The sequence below is a fragment of the Amphibacillus marinus genome (assembly GCF_900110345.1).
GTDB classification, from domain to species: domain Bacteria; phylum Bacillota; class Bacilli; order Bacillales; family Amphibacillaceae; genus Amphibacillus_D; species Amphibacillus_D marinus.
In genome coordinates, this window is the sequence record NZ_FODJ01000006.1 from 1 (window position 1) to 19526 (window position 19526).

Consider the following 19526-nt stretch of genomic DNA (forward strand, 5'->3'; position numbering starts at 1 on the left):
ACCCTCTTATCCATAGTGACCGTGGATTCCAATATACCTCTAAAGGCTTCAAACGTAAGCTAGATGCGGCAAAGATGACACAAAGCATGTCACGAGTGGGTCGTTGTATTGATAATGGACCCATGGAGTCCTTTTTTGGGACACTGAAATGTGAGAAGTATTATTTACATAAATATAAGACATTTGAGGAACTTACTACCGCGATAGATGCGTACATCCATTTTTATAATCATGAAAGATACCAAAAAAGATTAAACGGCCTTAGCCCTATGGAATATAGAGCGATGGCCGCATAAATCTTTTTTATTATTTCCACTGTCTACTTGACAGGGGGCAGTTCAAAATCTAGGTGAGTTGTTTTTTAGAGTTGTATCTCAAATAGCATTGGTAAGCTAATTTCTCAAGATTAGGCAGAAGCAAAAAAGAACCGGCTCCTATGGGAATAGCACGTGTCCGAAGACCCCTTTGAGGATGTTAGACGAAGGACGTGACATCGTGTCGCAATGTCTAACTGACTCACATCCTGTGAGCCTAAGGATATCACGTTTGTACCAATGGGTGAAAGCGGCTCTTTTTTGCTGGAGCCATACAACATCTGCTTAACCAACGCTATTTGATGAAGAACCTTTTTTAGTTGTTTAGCTAGATAGTTAATTATTCAGAATCTCCTTCGGTTATGGTTTTATGCTTTATTGTTAAATACTGTTCAATTTCAAATAATAGATAAAATAAGTTCGCCCTTATTTCAAATTCTTGCCTCGTTTTGGGTAACGAATCGCGCTCAAAATAGCGTCTTAGTTCTTGAACCTGTTCTAAATAATAGTCAACAGGATTTTTGGGATAAATAGCATCAGCCAGATCATCAAATAAATAGGCAATTTTAAGTGATTGATCAACAGTTGCCTTTAACTGCTTAATCGTTGTAATCATCCTCCGCAACGAGGTTAATTGCAGTTCACGCATAGCGAAATATTGTTGCTGGCGCTGGGCATTTCTACTAAACGTATTTTCAATATCGCGCTGGACAAGTTCGCTAGCAAGGACAAAATTCCGCTCCAATTGCTTCAGTAATTCTTCATTAATTGTGGTACATTCTCCTTTTAAATAGCTTGAGAAGTGACGAAAGAGGGATTGGTAATTTGATTCAATCTCACGTTGAAGCTTCATTAGTTTAGCATCCAAGCTTGGCATATAAAGATTTAGTAGCAATGCCGTGCCAATTCCAATTAACATAATAGCCACTTCATTCACAACTAGCGGCCATGTGACCATTCGATCACCATAAAAATGAAATAGAATAACAAGGCTCGTTACAATCCCTGGTGCAATTTTAAACAGGTTGGTAACAGGTATAAATAGAACTAACAATAGTCCGATTGTTAGTGGTGAATAACCTAAATACTCAAAAATAAAATACGCAAAAACAATCGATAGCAACCCAGCAGCGATGCGATGCCAAGCTGTTAGAAAGGATTGTTTTCGGGTTGGCTGAATACAAAGAACAGCAATAATGCCGGCTGAGCCATAATGATCAAGTTGGAGCAGTTCTGCAATTAAAACAGCCACTGGTGCTGCAATAGCAGTCTTCAGCGTTCGATAGCCAATTTTCAAATTTATCATTTCCTTTCATAATAGAAGTATGCAATTTTACTTTTTTGTCTAAGCTAAAACAAAAAGCATTTTAAATGGAGGTTTATATTTATGGAGCAATTATTTTACGCTGATATCCACAATCATTTAGCAAAGCATGCAGAGCAAATTAAAATACACTACAGTCTTGATAGAATAGAAATTTATGAGAAGCAAATTAAACACGACATTATTCACCTGGGCTATGCTGTAACCGTTAATCAGCAAACAAGTCGTGTTTACTTAAGATACCTACGTATTGACCAGCAGCGGCTTTTGCCATTTACACCAATTTGGACTATAGAGAAGCAAAGCTTTAAAAGGGGCTACGACAGCTTAATTGAAGCACTATTATCGTTAAACAATCAAGGTGATCAGCAGACGCGTAGCCGTAAACTTCCTAGTTAATTATAAACTAAACTTATGCACCATGCTTTGTAAATGACTTGATAGCTGGGCAAGTTCACTAGCTTGTTGATTTAAATTATCAATAACATTCCTTTGCTGCTGTGTACTGGCAGCAATCTCTTCAATACCAGCAGAGCTTTCCTCAGCAGTGGTAGCAATTTGGTTCATACCAGTATTTAGCTTATGACCATTTTCCTTAATATTTCCTATTGAAGCCGTCACATCACTTATGCTTTGATTCATTGCGGAGATTTCTGCAGTTATATCATCAAAGAATATCTTTGTATCCTTCACATCAGTCATACCTTGGTTGGTCTGCTGTGCTGTTAAATAAAGCACACTTTCCAAAGCGGTTGACTCTTTTTGCATTGCTTTTATTACTTTAGAAATATCAATAGCAGAACGACTAACTTGTTCGGCAAGCTTTCGAATTTCATTTGCTACTACTGTAAATCCTCTGCCGGCCTCACCAGCTCTTGCTGATTCTATTGCTGCATTTAAAGCAAGTAGGTTTGTCTGCTCAGTAATACTGTTTATAATATCGGTTAACTTCGCAACTTCAATTGTCTTTTCGTTTAAAGTCGTAATCTGATGAACCGCTTGCTTGACATCACTATTCACTTTTCCAATTTGATTAAATGTCTGATTCATCTGCTTTAAGCCAGCACTAGCCAGCCCTTCAACCTGATTAGCCGTCTGATGAAGTATCGTTGAACGTTGCTGAACAATCTGCAAATTAGCAGCAAGTTGCTGACTTGAATGGGCCATTTCCGTTGAAGCGCATGCTTGGCTTTCAGCACCGGCAGCAATTTCTTGCATTGTTGAAGCAATTTGTTCACTTCCTGATTGAAGCTCTTGACTTGATTTACCGAGGTATTCGCTTTGAACTTGTACCCTTGCTGACGCAGCTTCTGTTTGCTTTAAAGTCTCACGAAGATTGGTGACCATCGTCTCCATTGCAAAAGCGAGATCTTGAATTTCAATATCCCCTTTAATTGAAATCGGTTCGTTAAGCTTACCTTCAGCAATCTTTAATGCAACTGTTTTTAGGTTAAGTAGTGGTAATGATAAATGGCGGGAAACCAGAGTCGCACTAAGCAATAGCACCAATAAAATGACCACAGCCACGATCATGAGATATAACCGCAACTGACTTATTGAGACAAGTGCTATATCTTTTGCTTCACTAACAAGCAGGACCCAGTCGTTCCCAGGAAAATCACGATACCCAGCACTTGCTGCGTAGCCAATTAGAGCCTCCTGCTGCTGACTTGACTGTCCATTAATAACACCAGAATCGCCCTGTTGCAATTCTTCAACCGTATTAAATAGTGTTGAGTCAGTATCTAACTTCTTAACAGGATTTGATTCTTCTTCTCCTTGCCCAGTTGCCGCACTTACCGTATCAGCAATTTTATCTCCTTGTTGATTGACCAACTCAACTACTGTTTGTTCAGCAACAATCGCATTAATATCATCCCAGATGTATGCCATGTTAAAGGCAGCCTCTAGGGTTGCGATTAGTTCATTTGCTTCAAAGATCGGAACATAGAACATCATGACATAGTCATTCAATTGTTGATCAAAAAGGATTTCAGAATAGCCTTGTCCACTTATTTGAATATCATCTAGATAATATTTAAGTGTATTAAAATCGGTAGCTGTTGTGCTTTTCGTTCCACCTTGAACGTTATATTCATGATCAATGATCGTTAGTGCATCATAATAGGTTAGCAAATCAAGTTGCTCATCTAAAAAAGACTGCTTAATCGATTCACCTGTTAGCAATGGTATCTTTATTTGATCAAGTGAAGCCAACTGCTTCAGTTCTTTTGTTCGTTCATACATAAACCGATCAAGCTTTTCCATATGTAATCGTGCATTTTCCTCTACTTTATTGCCAACCTCTTGCTCCAATGCTGCTCTAGAAATTGTGTATACAATGACACCAATTAAAAGAATAGTTAGGATAGAAATCATACTGAATGACAGCATTAGTCTTCCTCTGATCCCCATCTGTTTTTTTGTCTGTTTTTTCAAATACTACACCCCTAATACTCTCTTGTTTTATCTTTCACAAGATGATTATACTATATTATCGGGTTATAATATTTGACAAATTAGCTAAATAATCAATCCAGCTCCACATGTTTTCCTAGTGTTCACAATTTGTTCATTTAGATATTCAGGTCAATTAACAAAGGTTAAGTTCGCTAAAGATTTAATAAGATATTATTCTTCTACGAATAATGACCGCAAAATGTGTTAGCAATTAATTCAAATCATGTACTTATAATACTTCGCAAAAAAAGGCTATGAATGAATATTCACTCATAGCCTCAATTCCCATTAATAAATTGGTGTTGTATCACCAGAAATGTTCTCTAGAATATCTCTAACATGGGACATGAATTTCCCACATATAACACCGTCTAAAATTCGGTGATCTAATGATAAACATAAATTAACCATATCTCTGGCCGCAAACATATCATTAATGATTACGGGGCGCTTAACAATTGATTCTACTTGAAGAATTGCTGCTTGTGGGTAATTAATGACGCCCATTGATTGAACAGAACCAAAAGTACCTGTGTTATTTACTGTAAAGGTGCCACCCTGCATATCAGCTTGCGTTAAACTTCCTGTTCTTGCTTTTTTAGCAAGGTGATGAACATCTTTTGCAATACCTTTAATACTTTTCTCATCCACATTTCGAATAACTGGCACATAAAGCTCTGTTTCACTTCCCACCGCAATGGAAAGATTAATTTCTTTGTGTTGAATGATTTTATCACCAGCCCAAGAGCTATTTAGCTCAGGAAATTTTTTAAGAGCCTTAGCAACTGCATTTAAAAAGAAGGAAAAATAAGATAGGTTGTAGCCTTCTAATTCCTTAAATCTTTTCTTTTCAGCATTGCGATAGCTAACTAAATTTGTCACATCTACCTCAATCATCATCCAAGCATGTGGGATTTCAGATGTTGCCCGGACCATATTTGAGGCAATCGCCTTTCTGATCCCCGTTACCGGAATTTCTAGATCCCCAGGTAGTTGATCAACTTGAATGGGCTTAAGTTTTTTTTCGTGTGGTTTACGAGTACTAGTCTCACTTAACTGCTGTGACGCTGCAGATGCAGTGGTTGAATCTTGATTAGCAAGCAGTTGCTTAATGTCTTTACGCGTGATCCGTCCGCCCATTCCAGTCCCCGTAACGTCAGCCAAATTAATGTGATGCTCGGCAGCCAACGTTAATACTGCAGGAGAATAGCGTTGCTTCATTGATTCGGTTGCAGCTGCTTCATCAATTGCTTTCTCGTTATTTTCACTGGGAGTTTGGGTGCTCTCAGACAAGTCATCTGTCCCTTCAACTTTTAATTGACAAATGGGCGTACCAACTGCAATTGTTTCGCCTTCCTCTACCAATAGAGCCGTAATTTCCCCTGAAAAAGTAGCAGGAACTTCAGCGTTAACCTTATCTGTCATGACCTCAACCAATGGTTGATATTTTTCAATTAAATCACCAGCTTGAACAAGCCACTGGCTTACTGTACCTTCTGTAACACTTTCTCCGAGCTGAGGCATTGTTATTGTTATTTCACTCATTCTTTACCCTCCACATCTCGTATTTAAAATTGAGCAAGCTCTAGCATAGCCTGCTTAATTTTATCTTGATTAACAATAAAAGCTTTTTCTAATGAAGAGGCATACGGCATAGCAGGAACATCTGGACCTGCCAAACGCTTAATTGGTGCATCTAAATCAAATAAACATTGTTCACCAATAATAGCAGACACTTCGCTAATAATACTGCCTTCTTTGTTATCCTCAGTAATTAGCAGAACCTTACCCGTTTTTTTAGCTGCATGTACAATTGCCTGCTGATCTAACGGATAAACTGTTCGTAAATCAAGAAGTTCAACCTCAATGCCATGCTCATCGTTGAGCTGTTGAGCAGCTTCCTTGGCAAAGTGAACACATAAACCATAAGTAATGACCGTAATATCATCACCTGCTCTAACTTGATTGGCTTTACCAATTTCAATAACTTCCTCTTCTATAGGTACTTCTTCTTTTAATAACCGATAAGCACGCTTATGTTCAAAAAACAACACTGGATCTGGATCTCTTATCGCGGCTTTTAATAACCCTTTTGCCTCTCTAGGACTAGAAGGCATTACAATTTTCAAGCCCGGTTGATTAGCAAAAATCGCTTCGACGGACTGAGAATGATAAAGTGCACCATGAATGCCACCACCATATGGGGCACGAATGGTAATTGGGCAGCTCCAATCATTATTGGATCGGTAGCGTAGCTTTGCAGCCTCAGAAATAATTTGATTAACTGCTGGAAGAATAAAGTCAGCAAATTGCATTTCTGCAATTGGGATCAAACCATACATAGCCGCCCCAATGCCAACACCAGCAATAGCTGACTCGGCAAGTGGTGTATCAATAACACGTTCGGCACCATATTTATTGTAAAGACCGTCGGTTGCTCGAAAGACACCACCACGTTTACCAACATCTTCTCCTAGGATAAACACGCGATCATCGCGCTCCATCTCTTCATCCATCGCAGCTGTTATTGCCTCGATATAAGATAGTACTGGCATGATATACTCCTCCTTATTGATAAACACCTTGATAAAGTGTATCTGGGTCTGGGGAAGGCGCTGCTTCAGCATACTCATTTGCTAAGTCAATTTCTTTTTTAATGGCAGCTTCCAATTCCTCTTCTTTCTTATCTGAAAGTAAATTATTTTCCTTTAAATACTTCTTAAAAGACAACAGACCATCTTTGGCCTTAGCTTCTCTTACCTCTTCTGCAGTTCGATATGTCAGATCATCATCATCACTTGAATGTGGCGTTAATCGATAGCTAATTGCTTCTACAAGTGATGGTCCTTCACCATTCCGAGCGCGTTGCGATGCAGTCTTAATTGCTTGATAAACCGCAAAAGGGTCGTTTCCATCGACAGTTTCACCAACCATGCCATAACCGACTGCTCGATCAGAAATCTTCTCACAGGCAACCTGCTGTTTTAAAGAAATGGATATTGCATATTGATTATTTTCTACCATTATGATAACGGGTAGCTTATGGACAGCAGCAAAATTGGCGCCCTCGTGGAAATCACCCTGATTTGTTGAGCCTTCGCCTAGGGTAACAAATGAGATGGCATCTTCACCTCTCATTTTACAAGCTAAGCCAATGCCGACAGCATGAGGCACTTGCGTGGTAACAGGTGAAGAGCCTGATAACATTTTCAGTTTTTTCGAACCAAAGTGTCCAGGCATTTGTCGCCCACCAGAATTAGGGTCCTCAGCCTTAGCATAAGCTTGGAGCATTAAATCCTGTACCGACATCCCTAAGGCGAGGACCACGCCTACATCACGATAATAAGGCGCTGTGTAATCCTTGCCTCGTTCTAAAGCGAAAGCAGCCGCGACTTGTTGTACTTCTTGACCTTGACAGGAGACAAGAAAAGGAATCTTACCTGCCCGGTTTAATAACCACATCCGTTCATCTAGCCTTCTAGCTGTTAGAGCAATTCGATACATGTCTACGACAGCTTGATCTGACAAACCTATTTCCTTATGCTTTGTCATAAAAAAACTCTCCTTTCAATTATCCGTGAATTTGCAAATCATTAATTGCCAGTGCTGTTTCTTGGAATGCCTCACTTAATGAAGGATGCGGATGGACAGTATGACCAATTTCAGCTGCAGTCGCATCTAGCACGAGTGCTAACCCTGCTTCAGATATTAATTCTGTCACATGCTCCCCTACCATATGGACACCGACAAGATCCTCACTATCTTGGTTTGAAATAATTTTAATAAAACCGGTGGCATTTCCGTTAATAAGAGCTTTGCCAATTGCTGAAAACGGCACTTTTTTCACAATAATAGCTTGCCCGCTTTCTTTTGCTTCTCGTTCTGATAAACCGACCGAAGCAACCTCAGGATGACTATAGACACAGCTTATTGGCTGATGTGGGTTTGCGAATGAACGGATACCGGCAATATGCTCGACTGCAGCTTTCCCCTCGGCAGCAGCAACATGAGCCAATTGAAAACCGCCAATTACATCTCCAACAGCATAAATGTGTGCTTCTTGTGTTTGATAATGACTATTTACTTTAATGAAACCATGATCATCCCTAAGAATTGAAGTGTTTTCTAAACCAATATTTGAACTATTTGGTTCCCGTCCAACTGAGACAAGTACTTTCTCAGCTAATAGTTTTTGTTGATCTTGTTTTTGCTCAACAATTAGCTCGACTTGTTCTCCGACATGCTCACTAGCAATTACCTTGCTATTTTTTATAATAGTAACACCTCTTTTGCTAAGCTCACGTTCAACCACTTTTGCTAAATCACGATCTAGCTGTGGAAGCAATTGATTTGCTGCCTCCACAACAGTAACCTCCACGCCAAAATCAATTAGCATAGAAGCCCATTCAACTCCAATTACACCACCACCTACAATAATAATTGATTTGGGCAAAGGATTTAGTTTTAGAGCATCATCTGATGATAAAATACTGTCTTGGTTAAAAGGCAGCTGTTCAAGATTTCGAGGCTTTGACCCTGTTGCCAGCAAAATGTTTTTTCCAATTAGCATTTCATTTTCTTTGTCATCTTTAAATTGTACTGAGATTGTTCCTGGTAGAGGAGAGAAAATTGAAGGGCCAAGCATTCTCCCGTAACCATTAAATATGTCTATTTTATTTTTTTTCATAAGTTGTTGTAAACCTCGATAGAGCTGTTCAACAATTTGATCCTTTCGACTTTGCACAATATTGATATTTAAAGTAGGCTCGTCTACTTCCACGCCGTACTCTTTACTATGTTTAATACTATGGAAGAGGGAGGCACTTTTTAATAATGCCTTGGTTGGAATGCACCCTCGATGCAAGCAGGTGCCACCAATTAATTGCTCCTCAACAAGTGCAACAGATAATCCCAATTGCTTCGCACGAATAGCGGCGACATAACCACCCATACCACCACCCAATATGACTAGGTCATAATTTTTTGCCATAAAAAAGCTCCTTTGTCTACTCATAATTATTATAATAGAATTAAATTTTCACATAAATCTTTATTAATAGTGTATCATTTGTTTTAATTCTAAACAAATCTTACTTCCACTTACCATCTTATCGCTAAAACTTTTTTTTGGCAAGAATCTTTATACAAGATATTAGTAATAGGTAATAATTTTTATGTAAAGCACTTAAAAAACCGATAAGAACATTTTATTGTTCTTATCGGTTTAAATAAATTATTTAGTTGTTACTCAACATTTGCCCACTGAAAATAGTCATGAAGCCTTAATCATGTTTGGAAGAGTCGGCATTCACTACCCATGGTGACTCTCTTATCCGTTTGTCGCGCTATGTCGTTCCTAAAGGCAATGGATTCGCTTTCCGCGGGGCTGGCTTAAGGCCTATAGGATGTATGGCAGTTAGACGTTGTCACAAGTGTTTTGGTGGGACGAGTAATCGCAGTCCCAGGACGTGACGGGTTTAGACTAACATCCCTCACCGTATGATCCCGCAGCAGTCTCCCTCATTGCTCATCTCCACTTAGCTAGGTATTCGTAATGAATGAATCAGTGTAAACGTGCAAAGTGAGCTCAAGCCACTTCCACGGAAAGTGGTACATAGCTCCACTAAGGGTTAATAACGATAGCTTAATTTAGAAATGAATTATTTATTAGAATAGCTACTGGTCATGTCAATACCTAACCTAGACTTAATCATTCGTCCGCGCTTCAGCCAGTTTAGCTGAACCTTACTATGTTAGGCTGTTAGCTGTTATCTGAAAAAAGCGTTATAAAGTGAGCGGACAGCACGCTCGACACCTTCCTCTTTAATCCCGAACATAACTGATACTTCTGAGGAGCCCTGGTTGATCATTTCTATATTTACTTTAGCATCAGCAAATGCCTGTGTTGCTTTGGCTGCCGTTCCAATATGGCTATGCATTTCCTCACCAACAATCATAATTAATGCTAGACCTCGTTCTATGTAAACCAAGTCTGGGTGCAATTCATTGTTAATCCGTTCAATAACAAAGCTTTCTTTTTCAGGCGTCATTTGCTTCTCTCTTAACACAACCGATAAATCATCAATTCCTGAAGGTGTATGCTCATAAGAAATACCTTCATCCTCCAATATGTTTAGCAGACGTCTTCCGAAACCAACTTCTCTATTCATTAAATATTTACTGACGTATAAACTCATGAACCCTTTATCACTGGCAATACCAACAACCGGATTACCCCTCACCTCTTTTTCTGATACAATAATTGTCCCAAGCGCGTTTGGATTATTAGTATTCTTGATACAAACCGGGATTTTGGCCTTAAACGCTGGAATTAACGCTTCAGCATGAAATACCGAAAATCCTCCATAGGCTAATTCTCGCATCTCTTTATACGTTAATGAGGTAATTTCTTTCGGTTGATCAACAATTTGCGGATTGACACAATAGACTGAATCAACATCAGTAAAATTTTCATATAATTCCGCTTTTAAACCAGCTGCAACAATTGAGCCCGTTATATCTGAGCCACCTCGTGAAAAAGTAACAAGTTTACCTTCTGGTGTGTAACCAAAGAAACCTGGAATAACAAAAATTTGGTTGCTTTTTCGCAGTTTATAAATCTTCTCAAAACTTTCAGGTAAAATTTGAGCGCTACCAGGTTGGTCACTAAGAATAATACCAGCATCTTGTGGGTTTAAATAACGTGCATCTATGCCTAAAGAAATTAAATAAGTGCTAAGGATTTTTGCCAAAGAGTCCTCTCCACTTGCTTTAATAGCTTCTAACTTTGTTTCAATATCATAATCTTTTTCTAACACTTGCACAAGATCTTGGCTAATCGTATTAACTAACTCGCTGGATAATTGTAAACCAGCAATAATGATTTGATAACGATGTAAAACCCGCTCAAGTTCATATTGATAGTCTTTTCCCACTTGATAAGCGTTACCTAAATTAATTAGCAAATCCGTTACCTTTACATCTTCACTATTTCGTTTTCCAGGTGCTGATACCACGATTACACGTCTTGCCGGGTCGTCTTGAATAATACAAGCGACTTTCTTTAACTGCTCAGCACTCGCGACTGAGCTTCCCCCAAATTTGGCTACTTTCATGCTATACAACTCCAATATATTTTCTATTTATTAGATAGTATCACAAATAAGCATGAAATGTTATAAAAAAGGGCGTTAAATGTTGAAAACACAGGTAAAAAATTTAATTATTGCTTAATGAAAAGTTGAGTCCAATATTTACCATCCTCAATATACCCAACTCCTATATGCGTGAAGTCAGCAAAAAGATTAGCCTTTTGTTCAGGATTAGCTAACCAAGCTTGAACAACTTGATGGGGAGTTTGTTGGCCTCTAGCAATGTTCTCTGCCGCACGTTGATAGCTAATGTCATATTCAGAAAGTAAATTAAAGATTGTTTCTTCGGTAGGACTTTTATGGTCGAAATAATTTGCTTCTAGCATATCCGCCGCTTTAAACCTAGCAGCAACAGAGAGTCGTTGACTCGGCCTTAAAATTGACAAACCATGACGTGCTCTTAGTTGATTAGTTAGTTGAATGACGATATGCTCAGTGTGTTTTATGGCATCACTGGTTGGTATCTGAACCTTTTCATTTGGATAAATTAAATTAGGGTTATTAATTTGCGGATTCACTTCAATAACTTCCGTAACGCCTAAATCATATTTTTGCGCAATTTTCCACAGTGAGTCCCCTTTCTTAACGTTATATTCACTTTCAGCTAAAAGAAAGATTGGAAAAAGCATAGTAAACAGGGCAGATAAAGCCAAAATTTTGAGCAAAATAAAAACCTCCTTTTATTCGTTATTATGGACGAACAAGGAGGTTTTATGCGCTAGCTTGCGCGATATTCAAGTCTTAAGTGATCAGCTACCATGGCGATAAATTCTGAATTAGTCGGTTTTGCCTTAGTACTACTGACGGTATAACCAAACAAATCAGAAATTGAATCAATATTACCTCGGCTCCAGGCAACTTCAATGGCATGACGAATAGCTCGTTCAACTCGTGAAGGTGTGGTATTGTATTTCTTAGCAATATCAGGATACAGTACCTTTGTAATTGAACCAAGTAACTCAATGTCATTAAAGATCATGGTAATAGCTTCGCGCAAATACATGTAGCCTTTAATATGAGCAGGCACGCCTACTTCATGAATAATATTGGTGATACTGGCTTCAAGATCAAACTTGTTTTGTTTATGATCTGCATGCTTTGCTGTTTTTCGTTCTTTCACTGGTTTACCGTATACTTGTCTTACTTGATCTGCGAGATTGTCTAAATCAAAGGGCTTTAAAATAAAATAGGAAGCACCAAGATCAGCTGCTTTTTTCATAACATCTTCTTGACCGAAAGCCGTTAACATAATAACATGAGGTTGCTTTGCTAAATTTAAATGTTTCATTCTAGAGAGCACTGCTAAGCCATCAACATGAGGCATAATAATGTCTAGAATAACGACATCCGGCTTACATATTTCAAATAGCTCTAAGCTATCTTTACCATTATAAGCAGTCCCAACCACTTCTAAGTCTTTCTGTTCGTCAAAATAATCCTCCATCATTCGAATTAACTCTTGATTGTCATCAACTAAACAAACTTTGATTTTACTCACACTAATTCCTCCTTAATAACCTTTATTCTCATAAGTAAATTCGACAGCACTTTTCTATTTCCTGTTAAAATAAATAAGAAAATTATTTTACGATTAATGTTCTTATATTTCGATTTAACCTTACAAAGATAACTTGCTTTTGTCGAAAATTATCTACTTCTACTATAACATAAAATGGTAGCTAATAAAGCCTTTTTGGAATTTCTTTGTAAAAAATAAAATAAAAAAAGTATTTTAAAAAATCCGAACATTATGTCTAAATGCAATTGGCGTTTAGTCAAAATGTTCGGATACATCGTTTTAGTATTAAGTTATGTCTGAGTTTAGAAACGTTTAACTTGCTTCTACCATAGTATTGGTATGATTAATTTCAGCTTCATCAAGCATCCACTCAATATGAATGCCATATCCAGAAGTTGGATCATTGACAAATACATGGGTAACAGCACCAATTAGTTTATTATTTTGGATAATCGGACTTCCACTCATACCTTGAACAATGCCACCGGTTTCTTCAAGAAGTCGTTTATCCGTTACTTTGACAACCATCCCTTTAGTGGCTGGGTTTTTTTGCTTAACTGAATTAATAATTTCAACATCAAATGCCTCTACTTGTTCATTATTAATTACAGTTAGAATTTGTGCTGGACCCTCTTTTACCTCTTCAGGCTTGCTAATTGCGATAGGCGTCTTATATAATTCATTTATTAAATCAAATTGAAGTTTACCAAAAACACCGTAGGCACTATTTTTTGTGATCGTTCCAATTTCACCTTCTTGTCGATTAAATGTTGCTTTTTTCTCACCTGGTTTTCCACTATTCCCTTTTTCAATAGAAGTAATAGTTGATTTTACTATTGTTCCTGATTCAATTTCAATTGGTTCTCTTGTATCCATATCAGAAATGACATGACCTAATGCACCATATTTTTCAGTTTTAGGATCATAAAAGGTCATGGTACCAATACCTGCTGCAGAGTCTCTTATATATAACCCCATACGATAACCTTCTGTTTTATCATCATATTCAGGAAGTATTTCTTCATCAAAAACACGAGTTCCTCGTTTATAAGTAACAGATAAAGGTTTGTTACTTTCACCAGCTACTTTAACAATCGGAGCGATATCCTGTATTGCATTAATATCTTTACCGCCTAACGTCAAGATGGTATCACCAATTTCAACACCTGCTTCTTGGCCAGGCGAACGCAGTTGTTCTTTAGATCCAACTTGATGATAACCAACGACAAGAACTCCCAACGTGTCTAAATTTACGCCAATCGATTGTCCGCCTGGAATTACTTCATAAACGTCATTTACATTCACATTGACCTTCTTTATTGGAAAACCATTGTAAGTATAGTACAAAGACGTTTCACCAATATTAATTGGCCAAATTTGATCATTTTCAATTTTGATAATGCTTTGAGTTGAATTAGCTTCAATCTCACCATGATTAAAATGAGAAGTATAAACGGATTCAACTTGATTCTTATATAACTGTATTTCATTTGGAATAGCCAAATATTCTTTTACCATAGGTACAAACGGTATACAAGCCATTGCAAGAAGAATAATTAAGCCACATATATATTTAACAGGGGGGTTTTTCACAAGTCATGCTCCTCTTCTTGGTCTTTTTTATTTATCTGTACCTCTAATTTGACCTTGAAGCATGCTTTTTAAACCCTGTAAAGTTCTCAAAAAAAAGAGATGTTTTCCTGTCAATACTCTGTTTCCCTTAACAGATTAAGGAAACATTAAAGTGTCTTGACAATAGAATACACCTACATATAATTATTATTTTTTTATTGTGTCAGCATGTTCAATTAATTCATTGGCATGCATAAGGGAAGCTTTGGTTAGCTCAGTCCCAGTAATCATTCGCGCAATCTCCTCAACCTGCTGTTTTTTTTCAAGCTGAGAAACTATAGTATGCGTTGAATTTTGAAGCATTTTTTTTTCGATTAAAATATGTGTATCCGCCATTGCAGCAACCTGTGGTAAGTGGGTAATGCATAAAACTTGTGATTTAGCAGCAATATTTACAATTTTTTCTGCAATAGCCTGTGCTACTCTTCCACTGACGCCAGTATCTACTTCGTCAAAAATAACGCTTGTAACACCTTGATGTTTAGCAAATATTTTTTTTAATGCCAGCATGATTCTTGAAAGTTCCCCACCAGAAGCAACTTTATTTAACGGCTTTAAAGGTTCACCTGGGTTAGTTGAAAGCATAAATTGTACATAATCAAATCCATTCAGTCCAAGGTTTTTAGCAGAAACGTTACCGGTTATTCTTTTCGAAATATCAACTTGAAATTGAGCTTTTTCTAAGTATAAATCCTTTAACTCCTTATGCATACTTACTTTAAGCCTTGCTGCATTATTTATTCTAATATCATGTAAATGGTTTGCTTCAGCAATGGCATCCTCTGTATATGCTTGAAGATGATTCTGAAGCTGCTGCATCGACTGATCGCGATCTTTTAGCTGGTCAATTTCATCCTCAACTTTTGCCGCATATTCAAGCATCTCATTTACTGATGAACCATACTTTCTCATTAAACGATTTAGTTCATTTAAACGAGATTCGATAAGATTGAGACGATTTGGATCAAACTCGAGTTGGTCTAAATATTGTCTTAATCGCATGGCTATGTCTTCTACTAAATAAAAATGATTTGAAAATTGCTCTGCCTCTTCTTTTAAATTCTGTTCATATGTACTTGCTGTTTCCAATGCCGACAAAGCTAGTGACAACCAGTCTAATCCATGACGTTCTCCGTGCAATGCACTATACGCCTCTTGAACATTTTGAAAAATCCGATCATAATTAGCTAAACGGTCACGCTCTTTTTCTAACTGTTCATCTTCATTAGGCGTTAATTCGGCATCCTTCAATTCTTTTAATTGAAATGTCAATAAATCTAAGCGCTGAATTATCTCTTGTTCATTTTTTTCAAAATGTTTTAGTCGGCCTTTCACTGCTAGCAGCTTTTTATATATGGATTGATATTCTTTTTGGACTTCTTCAATTTCGTCACGACTATATAGATCGAGCAGCTGAATGTGGCGGTCAGCATCCATTAAGGACTGCGTTTCATGCTGAGTGTGAATATCAATTAATAGGCGGCCGAATTCACGTAGTATAGCTAAGGTAATAAGTGAGCCATTTACCCGACAAATACTTTTTCCCGAAGCGCTTATCGTGCGATGCAGTACAAACATACCATCATTATCTGTTTCAACACCGTAAGTTTCAGCAATTTGAAAAACTTCATGCTTAGGATCGTCAACATTAAATAAACCCTCAAGTGTTGCTTTTTTTGAGCCATGACGAATATACTCAACAGAGCCACGTCCACCACTCAACAACTGGATGGCATCAATAATTATTGATTTCCCTGCTCCGGTTTCCCCAGTAAGAACCGTTAGTCCACTATTGAAATTAATAGTTAAATGATCAATAATTGCGAAATCCTTAATAGAAAGTTCTGTTAGCATAAAACAATCACCCCACTTATAGCATCTCCAAAAAACGTTTCTCAATTTCGTCAGTAACTGCAATATCCTTACAAATAATTAAGATCGTGTCATCACCGCAAATAGTTCCTAATATTTCATTCCAATCTAAATTATCAATGAGAGCGCCTAATGCATTGGCATTTCCCGGTAAGGTCTTAAGGACTAAAAAATGAGTAGCTTTGTCAACACCTACAAACGCATCACGCATTAACCTTTTAAGCTTTTCAAGTGGATTAAAACGTTGGTCAGCTGGCAGGCTATATTTATAACGCCCATCAGTCATCGGTACTTTCACTAAATGCAACTCTTTAATATCACGAGAAATAGTGGCTTGGGTCACGTTATAGCCTTCACTTCTAAGAATATCGACTAACTCATCCTGTGTCTCAACATCATGGTTGGCAATGAATTCTCTAATCTTTATATGCCGTTGTCCTTTATTCATTTTTATCTTCCTTTCTTAGCATCGACTAATTGCTGATGCGCATCTTTTACCACCTTATTTATTTGAGTAATACAGGGCTCACTTTCACCCTTCCATACCTTATTAAGAGTAAAATGCGCTAAAAATTCGATATTCCCATCACCACCGGTAATAGGTGAAAAGGTGAGTTGGTTTAAAGTGAATCTTTGCTGCTCAGCAAATTTAACAATTGCAATCAGGACCTGTTGATGGATCACTGGGTCCTTCACAATACCTTTTTTGCCCACCTGATCTTTACCTGCTTCAAATTGTGGTTTAATTAACGCAATTACATCACTACCATTTTCTAAAATATCGCGTAAAGGTGGTAAAATTAGCTTGAGTGAAATGAAGGAAACGTCAATTGTGGCTATATTAGGAGTTCCTTTAGTAAACATAGCAGCTGTCGCATAACGGAAATTAGTCCGCTCCATCACTTCTACACGCTGATCATTTCGAAGTTTCCATGCTAACTGATTATAGCCAACATCAACTGCATAACACAGAGATGCACCATTTTGAAGCGCACAGTCAGTAAAGCCGCCGGTCGAAGAGCCAATATCTAGCATTATCCTTTCATGCATTGAGATATCAAAAAAAGAAAGCGCTTTTTCTAACTTTAACCCTCCCCTTCCTACGTAAGGCATTTTGTTTCCTTTTACCAAAAGTGGAATGTCTTCATTAACCTTAAGTCCCGGTTTATCAAGTCTTTCGGTTTCAGAATAGACTGTCCCCGCCATAATTGCTCGTTTGGCCTGTTCTCTTGTTTCAATCAGTCCTCTTTCAACGAGTAATATATCTAATCTCAGTTTGTTTACTTTCATACGTTAACGAACCCTTTTCATGTGTATTGGCAACCATTGTTTTATTTTTTCTACAATTTTGTTTGTCGTAAGGCCAACCTCTTGTAATAATAAATTAACATCACCATGTTCGATAAAACGATCAGGTATACCCATTCTTTTTATCTTAATATGAGCACAATCATTAAGTTCGGCCCACTCTAATATTGCACTACCAAATCCGCCAGCTAAAACAGCTTCCTCAATAGTTAACAACGGAATATTCCGCTTAGCTACCTCAGATAAATAAACATGATCAAGTGGCTTAATAAATCGCGCATTCACAACTTCAATCGTTAACCCATAATCAGTTAATTGCTTAACAACTTCCTGAGCTAATGCAAGCATCGGTCCAAAGGCCAAGATAACTAAATCCTCTCCTTTGTTAACAACCTCCCATTTCCCTATTGGTAACGGCATCACGCTAACTGGTTTGGTCACTGCATCACTATTCCCACGCGGATATCGTATCGCTACTGGACCATCATTGTATGCCATTGCTGTAGCAATCATTTGTCTGCACTCATGCTCATCAACTGGCATCATAATTACAAGATTAGGCATTGACCTTAAATAGGCAATATCATAGATACCATGATGTGTTTCACCATCTGCCCCTACTAGTCCAGCGCGATCAATGCCAATTATGACGTTTAGATTAACTCGACAGATATCATGAAGCATTTGATCATATGCACGCTGAAGAAAAGTCGAATAAATTGCTAAAAATGGTTTCATTCCCTGGGTAGCTAAACCAGCAGCCATAGTAGTCGCATGTTGCTCAGCGATCCCAACATCAAATAGGCGATCAGGAAAGCGCTTAGCAAACCGTTCAAGCTTAGAACCAAGAATCATTGCGGGCGTAATGACAACTAGCTTTTCATTAACTTCTGCTTCTGTTACTAAAGCATCACTAACCACCTTACTCCACGCAGTCCCTTTGCTTGCGGAGGTAATTTTTTCACCGGATTCTATTTTATATGGACCAACTCCGTGCCACCTATCTTTTGGATCCGTTTCAGCTGGCAAATAACCTTTTCCCTTTTTAGTAATAACATGAATGATAACAGGACCGCTTGTTTTTTTAGCAAAGCCAATATGTTTCCTTAATGCTTGTATATCATGGCCATCAACTGGGCCGAAATAGGTAAATCCAAACTCCTCAAACAACATCCCTGGTACCATAAAATACTTCATACTATCCTTTAGTCGTCCGGTAGCATTAACGAGAATATTTCCAACCGCTGGAATTCGCTTTAATAGCCATTCAAAATCATCCTTGGCTTTATTATACTTTGCAGCACTGCGCATTCGCCCTAATGCTTGATGAAGTGCACCAACATTGTTTGCAATGGACATCTCATTATCATTTAAGATGACAATCATATCGGTCTTTTCGTGACCAATATGATTTAACGCTTCAAACGCCATTCCACCCGTTAACGCACCATCTCCGATAATGGGAACAATAAAATTATTGTCCTCTTTTATATCTCGAGCAATTGCCATCCCCATTGCACCTGACAATGAGGTTGAGCTATGCCCGGTCTCCCAAACATCATGCTCACTTTCGTTGTGTTTTGGAAAACCTGACAGACCTTGATATTGCCGTAAGGTTTGAAATTGTATAGCTCGTCCTGTTAAGATTTTGTGAACATATGATTGATGTCCAACATCAAATAGAAGCTTATCTTTAGGACTATTAAATTCTCGATGTAAGGCAAGGGTCAGCTCCACAACGCCTAAATTAGAGCCTAAGTGACCACCTGTTACTGCTAACTGCTCAATTAAAAAATATCGAAGTTCTTGCGCAAGCACTTCCATTTCATCATCAGTAAGTTTTTTTAAAAATTTAGGATTTTTTATTTTCGTCAGATCCATCAAGAATCCTCCCTATCTTACATTTAATAACGTTATAATCAATTTAAAATTGCCGCTAACACAAC

Annotated in this window: 16 protein-coding genes; 2 read left to right on the top strand and 14 right to left on the bottom strand. The window is 37.9% G+C overall.

What is annotated here, in order from left to right:
• The coding region (locus tag BM000_RS09160) for an IS3 family transposase (RefSeq protein WP_143063920.1) at positions 1–296 on the top strand (296 nt) is incomplete at its 5' end.
• Positions 297–654: 358 nt separating this feature from the next.
• On the opposite strand, the gene BM000_RS09165 is transcribed toward BM000_RS09160, so the two are convergent.
• A complete protein-coding gene (locus BM000_RS09165; RefSeq protein WP_091497171.1) occupies positions 655–1611 on the bottom strand; it encodes an aromatic acid exporter family protein in 957 nt (318 codons plus the stop codon).
• Between the two features lie 90 nt (positions 1612–1701).
• Between BM000_RS09165 and BM000_RS09170 the strand changes: the two genes are divergently transcribed.
• Positions 1702–2037, top strand: a complete 336-nt coding sequence (locus BM000_RS09170; RefSeq protein WP_091497174.1) for a DUF5634 family protein — start codon at positions 1702–1704, stop codon at positions 2035–2037.
• Here BM000_RS09170 and BM000_RS09175 read toward each other — a convergent pair whose 3' ends face one another.
• The 13 genes from BM000_RS09175 to dxs all read right to left on the bottom strand — a co-directional run bounded on the left by BM000_RS09175 (position 2038) and on the right by dxs (position 19461).
• A complete protein-coding gene (locus tag BM000_RS09175; protein ID WP_091497177.1) occupies positions 2038–4077 on the bottom strand; it encodes a methyl-accepting chemotaxis protein in 2040 nt (679 codons plus the stop codon). It lies immediately after the preceding gene.
• A gap of 309 nt (positions 4078–4386) precedes the next feature.
• On the bottom strand, positions 4387–5643 hold the full coding sequence (locus BM000_RS09180; protein WP_091497180.1) for a dihydrolipoamide acetyltransferase family protein: 1257 nt from the start codon (positions 5641–5643) through the stop codon (positions 4387–4389).
• A gap of 23 nt (positions 5644–5666) precedes the next feature.
• Positions 5667–6653 (bottom strand): alpha-ketoacid dehydrogenase subunit beta, encoded by a 987-nt coding sequence (locus BM000_RS09185; RefSeq protein WP_091497182.1) that lies wholly within the window; start codon positions 6651–6653, stop codon positions 5667–5669.
• Positions 6654–6666: 13 nt separating this feature from the next.
• The gene (locus BM000_RS09190; RefSeq protein ID WP_091497185.1) at positions 6667–7650 is read right to left on the bottom strand and encodes a thiamine pyrophosphate-dependent dehydrogenase E1 component subunit alpha; all 984 of its coding nucleotides are present in this window, start codon (positions 7648–7650) and stop codon (positions 6667–6669) included.
• Positions 7651–7669: 19 nt separating this feature from the next.
• Positions 7670–9088: a dihydrolipoyl dehydrogenase gene (gene lpdA, locus BM000_RS09195; protein ID WP_091497188.1), complete on the bottom strand. Its 1419-nt coding sequence runs from the start codon at positions 9086–9088 to the stop codon at positions 7670–7672.
• 778 nt (positions 9089–9866) lie between these two features.
• Entirely contained in the window at positions 9867–11213 is a 1347-nt protein-coding gene (locus BM000_RS09200; protein ID WP_091497190.1) for an aspartate kinase, read from the bottom strand.
• Between the two features lie 107 nt (positions 11214–11320).
• A complete protein-coding gene (gene safA, locus BM000_RS09205; RefSeq protein WP_091497192.1) occupies positions 11321–11914 on the bottom strand; it encodes a SafA/ExsA family spore coat assembly protein in 594 nt (197 codons plus the stop codon).
• A 53-nt stretch (positions 11915–11967) separates the two neighbouring features.
• On the bottom strand, positions 11968–12747 hold the full coding sequence (gene spo0A / locus BM000_RS09210; RefSeq protein ID WP_091497194.1) for a sporulation transcription factor Spo0A: 780 nt from the start codon (positions 12745–12747) through the stop codon (positions 11968–11970).
• A gap of 333 nt (positions 12748–13080) precedes the next feature.
• Positions 13081–14361: a SpoIVB peptidase gene (gene spoIVB / locus BM000_RS09215; protein ID WP_091497197.1), complete on the bottom strand. Its 1281-nt coding sequence runs from the start codon at positions 14359–14361 to the stop codon at positions 13081–13083.
• 186 nt (positions 14362–14547) lie between these two features.
• Complete coding sequence (recN, locus tag BM000_RS09220) at positions 14548–16254, bottom strand: DNA repair protein RecN (RefSeq protein WP_091497199.1); 1707 nt, start codon at positions 16252–16254, stop codon at positions 14548–14550.
• Positions 16255–16270: 16 nt separating this feature from the next.
• Positions 16271–16720 (bottom strand): transcriptional regulator AhrC/ArgR, encoded by a 450-nt coding sequence (ahrC, locus tag BM000_RS09225; protein WP_091497204.1) that lies wholly within the window; start codon positions 16718–16720, stop codon positions 16271–16273.
• A gap of 2 nt (positions 16721–16722) precedes the next feature.
• Positions 16723–17562, bottom strand: coding sequence for a TlyA family RNA methyltransferase (locus tag BM000_RS09230; protein ID WP_091497206.1), 840 nt, complete (start codon positions 17560–17562; stop codon positions 16723–16725).
• A gap of 3 nt (positions 17563–17565) precedes the next feature.
• Entirely contained in the window at positions 17566–19461 is a 1896-nt protein-coding gene (gene dxs / locus BM000_RS09235) for a 1-deoxy-D-xylulose-5-phosphate synthase (RefSeq protein ID WP_091497209.1), read from the bottom strand.
• Between the last annotated feature and the right edge of the window lie 65 nt (positions 19462–19526).

Bases quoted from the DNA above. Each gene is read 5' to 3' on its own strand.
- dxs (WP_091497209.1), bottom strand. From the start codon at position 19,461: ATGGATCTGACGAAAATAAAAAATCCTAAATTTTTAAAAAAACTTACT.
- BM000_RS09190 (WP_091497185.1), bottom strand. From the start codon at position 7,650: ATGACAAAGCATAAGGAAATAGGTTTGTCAGATCAAGCTGTCGTAGAC.
- lpdA (WP_091497188.1), bottom strand. From the start codon at position 9,088: ATGGCAAAAAATTATGACCTAGTCATATTGGGTGGTGGTATGGGTGGT.
- BM000_RS09200 (WP_091497190.1), bottom strand. From the start codon at position 11,213: ATGAAAGTAGCCAAATTTGGGGGAAGCTCAGTCGCGAGTGCTGAGCAG.
- recN (WP_091497199.1), bottom strand. From the start codon at position 16,254: ATGCTAACAGAACTTTCTATTAAGGATTTCGCAATTATTGATCATTTA.
- BM000_RS09185 (WP_091497182.1), bottom strand. From the start codon at position 6,653: ATGCCAGTACTATCTTATATCGAGGCAATAACAGCTGCGATGGATGAA.
- BM000_RS09230 (WP_091497206.1), bottom strand. From the start codon at position 17,562: ATGAAAGTAAACAAACTGAGATTAGATATATTACTCGTTGAAAGAGGA.
- ahrC (WP_091497204.1), bottom strand. From the start codon at position 16,720: ATGAATAAAGGACAACGGCATATAAAGATTAGAGAATTCATTGCCAAC.
- BM000_RS09180 (WP_091497180.1), bottom strand. From the start codon at position 5,643: ATGAGTGAAATAACAATAACAATGCCTCAGCTCGGAGAAAGTGTTACA.
- BM000_RS09170 (WP_091497174.1), top strand. From the start codon at position 1,702: ATGGAGCAATTATTTTACGCTGATATCCACAATCATTTAGCAAAGCAT.